At 52.3% G+C, this 6,483-nt stretch carries 5 protein-coding genes; 1 reads left to right on the forward strand and 4 read right to left on the reverse strand.

Features of this window, described 5'->3' with window-relative positions:
* Positions 1-147 precede the first annotated feature (147 nt).
* From AC0QHF_RS06390 to AC0QHF_RS06405, 4 genes are all read right to left on the reverse strand, one after another.
* Positions 148-1,740, reverse strand: a complete 1,593-nt coding sequence (locus tag AC0QHF_RS06390; protein ID WP_324703358.1) for an Hsp70 family protein — start codon at positions 1,738-1,740, stop codon at positions 148-150.
* A gap of 54 nt (positions 1,741-1,794) precedes the next feature.
* Positions 1,795-2,205 carry a hypothetical protein gene (locus AC0QHF_RS06395; protein ID WP_324703359.1) on the reverse strand — a complete coding sequence of 137 codons (411 nt, stop codon included), beginning with the start codon at positions 2,203-2,205 and terminating at the stop codon, positions 1,795-1,797.
* Positions 2,206-2,721: 516 nt separating this feature from the next.
* Positions 2,722-3,180: a DIP1984 family protein gene (locus AC0QHF_RS06400; RefSeq protein ID WP_324703360.1), complete on the reverse strand. Its 459-nt coding sequence runs from the start codon at positions 3,178-3,180 to the stop codon at positions 2,722-2,724.
* Positions 3,181-3,523: 343 nt separating this feature from the next.
* Positions 3,524-5,281: an ABC transporter ATP-binding protein gene (locus AC0QHF_RS06405; protein ID WP_324703361.1), complete on the reverse strand. Its 1,758-nt coding sequence runs from the start codon at positions 5,279-5,281 to the stop codon at positions 3,524-3,526.
* A gap of 739 nt (positions 5,282-6,020) precedes the next feature.
* Here AC0QHF_RS06405 and AC0QHF_RS06410 point away from each other — a divergent pair.
* Positions 6,021-6,338 carry a helix-turn-helix domain-containing protein gene (locus AC0QHF_RS06410; RefSeq protein ID WP_324703362.1) on the forward strand — a complete coding sequence of 106 codons (318 nt, stop codon included), beginning with the start codon at positions 6,021-6,023 and terminating at the stop codon, positions 6,336-6,338.
* The last annotated feature ends 145 nt before the right edge of the window (positions 6,339-6,483 follow it).

A 6,483-nucleotide genomic window follows, 5' to 3' on the forward strand; every position in this document is an offset into this window, starting at 1 on the left:
AATCACCTTGATATAAGGGTTTCAAGGTTTGTCCCTCCCAGGAAACTGTAAACAGACGAGCGCGATACCTGCGATAATTTTCTTTCATCGACTTCCGATTGACCTCGGTTAACCCCCTCTGTGTCCCTCTGTGCCTCTGTGGTGAATTCAACTCAACTCCACCACGACCTGATTATTTAATAACGTTTGATTCGTCAATAAATCCTCGACGGTAATCCTCAAAAAACGCCGGTCGTCGATGGTGAATTGAACCCGGACGCGATCGCTTCCCGGACTTCCCGGAGGAGTCAATTTTGCGATCGTCCGTCCGGCGTCCGTATCGTTCAAAGGCTGAACCGCAGTTTGTCCGCCGGCGAGGCTTCGCGTCACCAGGCGATCGCCGTCAAAAAACACCTCCGTTCCCCCCGTTTCCGCCCCCAATTCGCCCACAATCAATTCGATACTCGGCTGATTTTCCAGGGATGCCCCCAACACCAATTCCACGGGTTCCGCCGTCGGGTAGGGTTGCCCGGATTTTATAATCGGATGCCAGGAATGGCAGTTGTCGCGGCGGTTCCAATAGCGAATGCCATAACTGTGGTAAAGAAAATCCTCAATTTGAGTACCCAAACTCAGTTGTAACGCCCCGTGGGAGATCGCCTCGAAGGGTTTGTCGCGGCGAATTTTGTTCGCGTCGAAATACTGTTGCACCCACTGCTGGACGGCGGGAATTTGTACCGTCCCCCCCACCAATAAAACCGCGTCGATATCGCCCACTTCGATCCCCTGGCGGCGGGCCTGCTGCAACACCTGATTCATCGACGTATCGAGGTTGTCAAAAAACTGGCGTTCCCGCAAAATTTCCTCGAAGCGATCGCGATTAATTTTCAACTCGTAACTCTCGAACGTTTGGTCGTTGAAATAAACTTCCTCCGCTTCGGTTTGCAGCGATAGCTGAATTTTCAACCGTTCCGCCAGCCGGGTGGTGAGGGGGGTTTTCGGGAGTTCCTGGGTTTGGGAAAAATGATCCACCAACCAATAGTCAATATCCGATCCGCCCAAATTCTGACCCGCTTTCGCCAAAACTCGGGCGGTTTTCGCCTTCTGCCCGGAGGATTCCGCAAAGGATTTTTTACCCCATTTGAGAATAAAACCGAGGGGCGTTTTTTGACTGGCGACATCGAGGCGAACCAGGGACAGATCCAAGGTTCCGCCGCCGAAATCGACGACCAGCAACAATTCGCGATCGCCCAACCCGTACCCCAACGCCGCCGCCGTCGGTTCGTCGATCATCCGCACCTGTTCCACCGCCAGGGACTCGCACACCCCGCCCAGCCAATTTCGATAGGCTTCAAAACTATCCACGGGGACGGTAAAAATAACGGAATCCGTCGGCAGGGGAATCTCCCGCAGGGCGGAAATTGCCCCTTTCAAAAACCACTCGCCGACCCTTTCAAAACTGACGGTTCGGCCGTCGAGATCCGGCAAAAAACCCTGGATATCGCTGCCGATTCCCCGTTTAAAATTGCGGAAAAAGCGCGGATCGCTGGCTAAATCATAGCCGCGATCGCGCACTTGTTGACCCAAAAGCACCCTCTCCCCGGCCGCATCTTCCACATAGACGAGGCTGGGAATTAAGGGGGGATTTTGCCCGGAAATTTGCGACAAACCGGGCAGTTTTAACGTTTCGGGTTGTTCGGTCGCCGGATTCCACCGAGAAATGACCGTGTTGCTGGTTCCAAAATCGATCGCGATCGCCATTGCGTTTTGTCATATCGCAGGTTCAGACCCCCATGATACTACAACTTTCCCCCCTCAAAGCAAGATGGACGGCGGCGGCGTGTCCGGAGAAACCAGTTGGCTGGCCGTGTCCGCCTGCCGTTCGGGCCGTCCCCGTCCGGTGAGATCGGGAGAAGCCGCGATTGTCATTCCGGTCAGGGGATCGGTTTCCCCGGCGGATTTGCCCTTTTCCGGACGGCGATCGTCGGTTTTGGACGGGACGCCCGATTTTTCCGTCCCGAATTTGGAAAACGGGGCCTTTCCTTCCGCGACAGATCCGGCAATTATCAATTCGTCCGAACTCTCATTCCCGCAACCTATCAGCGTCGAGAGATAATCCCGAAACTGCCAATTCATTCCCCCAGAAAAAAGGGAGTTCTGACAATCCCAGGACAGTTCGGCAGTTTCACTCCAAACATCCCAAATATAATCGGAGGCGAAACTCATCAATCTTTCCTCCTATTTTTTCAATTAATTGGGGATCATTTTTGATGCTCCGATCCCTTAATTTTGGGGGCAGTGCCTCTGTGCCTGCCTCCTCAAATCTCGCGTCGGTGCGTTCCTAACCCTCAACAACCAAATTGACCGATGACGGATCGGCGGGAACGCACCCTACCGGACTATTCAATCAACTCGAAGATGAGGTGCGACCGCCCAGTACAAAGGAGGCAGTTACAAAAGTTGCCGTATTATTTTGAAACGCATTAGCAAACATTTTTTAACCTCCTTTCTCTTGAAATATCCCCGAACCCACCCTCGCCAAAATAACAGACCAGTACGCGGTCGTAAAATGTGCAAATTACACGGTACGCTTGTAACAATACTGGGCATCAGTTGTAATTTTCGGGGATCGAACCCGCGATACTGCCCCCCGTATCGTTAACCAATGTCATTTCTGACAGTCCCAACTTTCCCAGTGGGCGGGTTGTACTCGCTTCCGTTCCTTTGGCTACCAACAAGTATTCAGTTTTCGATTAACTCAGTTTGCCAGTTCAACGCCTGAATTTTAGCGTCCAACTCCCGATGATCTCGCGCCAAATGGTCGAGCAATAGCTGCAAATCGGCGATATTGACCGTGCTGACCATCCGCACCTCCGAAAGACTGTAGCGATTAAATCGCTGGGATGCTTCGTTGATGAGGGCGTTGTATGCTTTATATTTTAACTTCAAAACATCCCGTTCCGCCAGGGCATCGGACAGCATTCTGTCCCCCATCGGGGTGACAGAATTCGTGCGGTTGATCCGCCGAATTAAACTGAGCAATTCCCCGGTCAAGTTTTCCAGATCTTCTATTAATTTCTGCGGATCTTCCGGGGGTTCTTCCCCTTCCTGGACTTTCGCACTGCGGGTCAGACGGCTTTCCAACTGTGCGATCCGCTTCTGTATGTCCGCCCGTAAAATCAAGGCTTCCGCCAATTTCACAACCCTCACCTCCCCAAGCCTGACCGGCGTTTTCCCGGAATCTCAACTCAATATTACACTCGTGCTACAATCTTGTCAACACCCCCATTAATTTTCCAATTTTTATCATTTTTGCTTGACTTTTGGGCGGCAATCCCAGAAAATATCACAAAAGGTAGAATCGGCGCGTATTGTGTCCGATAAGGTGCATCGGTGGATTTTATGCCCTCCACCCCCACCAGAGAATCAAAGACAGAGCGGAGGGGCGACCGGGGCAGAGGAGGCGGAGGGGCCAAGATGGGAAGAATCTAAAATCAGGGCAGGGCGCAAGCCTTGCGCCCCTACATACCCCACACCCTCATTCTCATCTCAACCCCGACTGAACCCGCCACAATCCGGCGTAAACCCCCCGTTTGTCCAACAGATCTTCGTGCCGCCCCCGTTCGATCAATTTCCCGTGTTCCATGACGTAGATGCAATCCGCGTTGCGGATGGTGGAGAGGCGGTGGGCGATCGCGATCGTGGTGCGATTTTGGGTGATGTGTTCGAGCGATCGCTCGATAGCGGCTTCCGTCTCGTTATCCACCGCCGACGTCGCCTCGTCCAAAATTAGGATGGGGGGATTTTTCAACACCGCCCGGGCGATCGCGATCCGCTGTCTCTGTCCCCCCGACAACTTCTGTCCCCGTTCCCCCACGATGGTTTCGTAACCCAGGGGAAAACGGCGGATAAAATCGTCCGCCTCCGCAATTTTCGCCGCATTGACGATATCGGAAAAATCGGCATCGAAGGTCCCGTAGGCGATATTTTCCGCCACGGTTCCGTGAAAGAGAAAGACATCCTGACTCACCAAACCGATCGCCCGCCGCAGGTCCCGCAATTTGACAGTTTGCAGTTCCATCCCGTCCAGGAAAATCGTCCCCGATCGCACCTCGTACAACCGCAACAACAGTTTCACCAGGGTACTCTTTCCCGAACCCGTCGAACCCACGATCGCGATCGTGTCGCCCGCCGGAATGTGCAGGGATAGATTTTGCAAAACTGGCGTTTTGGAATCGTAGGAAAACGTGATATTTTTCAACTCGATTTCTCCCCGGACTTCCGAGGCGGGGAGGGAAATGTCGCCGGGATGGGTGGCGATCGGGGTGTCGAGCAAATTCATCACCCGAGTCGTGGACGCCATCGCCCGTTGGTATTGATCGAAGGTATCGCCCAACCGAGTCAGGGGCCACAACAGCCGCTGGGTGATGAATACCAGGACGCTGTAGGTTCCCACCGCCAACTGTCCTTCTATCGCCTGCAAACCGCCGATCAAAAGGGTGGCGATAAAGCCGAATAAAATGAATACCCGAATCAGGGGAATGAACGCAGACGAAAGCGCGATCGCCCGCCGGTTTGCCTGCCGGTACGCCTCACTTTGGCGATCGATCCGTCGGGCTTCGTAATCCTCCGCCGTGAAACTTTTTATGGTGGTGATTCCCGTCAAATTATTCGACAACTGGCCGTTGAGAACACTCACCTTTTCCCGCACCTCGGCATAGCGGGGCGCCAGGCGATTTTGAAACAGCACCGAACCCCAAATAATGAACGGCATCGGCAGCATCGCCAGCCCAGCCACCTGGGGGGCGAAAATAAAAAATCCGCCCCCGACGAGAACCACGGTGGTCGTCACCTGTAAAATTTCGTTGGCGCCAACGTCCAGAAACCGCTCCAGTTGGTTGATATCGTCGTTGAGAATTGCCATCAGACTGCCCGTGCTCCGTTCCTCGAAGTAGGACAGTTCCAGGTTTTGTAGGTGGGTGTAGGCGTCCAGGCGGAGTTCGTGCTGGATGGTTTGGGCGAGGTTGCGCCACAGCAATTTGTAGATATATTCAAATAGGGACTCCAAACCCCACACGATCGCGCTCAGAACCGATAGGGCGATCAGTTGGGCTCTGACATCCTCGATTCCCCATCCGGCGATAAACGAGTCCTGCTGGTTGACCACCACATCAACCGCCGCGCCGATCAGTACCGGGGGAGCCAGGTCGAAAATTTTGTTGAGGACCGAGCAGGTGCAGGCCTGCCAAATTTGGGGGCGGTAGCGGTCCGCGTACCGAAACAAGCGCCGAAGGGGGGACATAGGAATGGAGGAATTTGGAAACGGTCTGAAGAGCAAGATTTATAATTGTGATCATACTTCGGGGATTTTGTCAAGCCGAGTCCGCCGTGAATTGCGGAGCCGGCCTCTCAAACTCCACCCATCCAAAAAAGTGGGATTGGTGGGAAACTGGATAATTCTAAAAGTGGGTTTTGTGGGTAATTTGAAAGGGTTCGAGAATGACATTTCATCCGATCTAACCCCAGATCGATGCCCGAAACCTCTACCCAAAGCCATATTTTGCTGCCTCTGCCCTCAAGCCCTGCACTTTGGAGGCATCAGAAAAGCGGACTTTCCCCATGCATTGCTGGGCAATGACAGTTGAATTTTGCTATCCTCTTATGTAAGGCGACAAGCCGGACATGGTCTCACCTATTCAAAGCACCAATTCAGTCCGAAGAGGTTACATAAAATTCAAGCCAGGGGGGCTGTCCATCAGTTCTTGCCGACTCCAATTCATGAAAATAAATGGCAAGTTCTGTTTCTAAACCTGTCTCGGCTGTCGTCAAATATTGCAAAAATTAGCCCTCGAATTAAATCCCGGGGCTAATTTTATTCTAGCCATTCTATGACTCGTCGATCGCCGTGGGGAAAAGTTATGAGGTTTAACCACACAAAAATCAGGGAAACGCCCGAAGAACTCAGGAGGTTGACAGCCGAAGCAACATCGCCCTATAATCTGACCAAAATCCGGGCACTTTACTTGTTAAAAACGCAGGAAGTGAAGACGATCACCAACTTGGCAACGATGCTGGAAGTGAATCGAATTACGCTCCATCGTTGGTTCGGCAAGTATAAAAAAGGGGGATTGACACTGTTGCTCAATAATAAATATGCGAACGGGCGCCGGCGTAAAATTCCCCCCGATGCGATGCAGGCGTTAGTCCAAAGACTCAACCACGCCAATTCCGGGTTCACAACCTACTGTGACGTGCAAACGTGGTTGGAGGAAAAGTACGGTGTCAATGTTTCTTACAAAGTGGTTTATTCCACCATTCGATATCAACTGAATCTTCCCATTCATGGAAATGCAAAATAATATCAGATTGACATCAAAGCTCGTAGGAGAGTCGAACCGATCCGGTATCGAAACGTAGTAGACCGTTTCGGCTAAAATGAGGCAAAATTCCCAACGGAGCATCGGGCATCTTGCCTGTGGATTCAGATCCGATCGCCTCATTTAA

The organism is Lyngbya sp. CCY1209 (assembly GCF_055795065.1).

Excerpts from the sequence above, each read along its gene's own strand:
- AC0QHF_RS06390 (WP_324703358.1), bottom strand. The coding sequence starts at position 1,740 with ATGGCGATCGCGATCGATTTTGGAACCAGCAACACGGTCATTTCTCGG.
- AC0QHF_RS06395 (WP_324703359.1), bottom strand. The coding sequence starts at position 2,205 with ATGAGTTTCGCCTCCGATTATATTTGGGATGTTTGGAGTGAAACTGCC.
- AC0QHF_RS06405 (WP_324703361.1), bottom strand. The coding sequence starts at position 5,281 with ATGTCCCCCCTTCGGCGCTTGTTTCGGTACGCGGACCGCTACCGCCCC.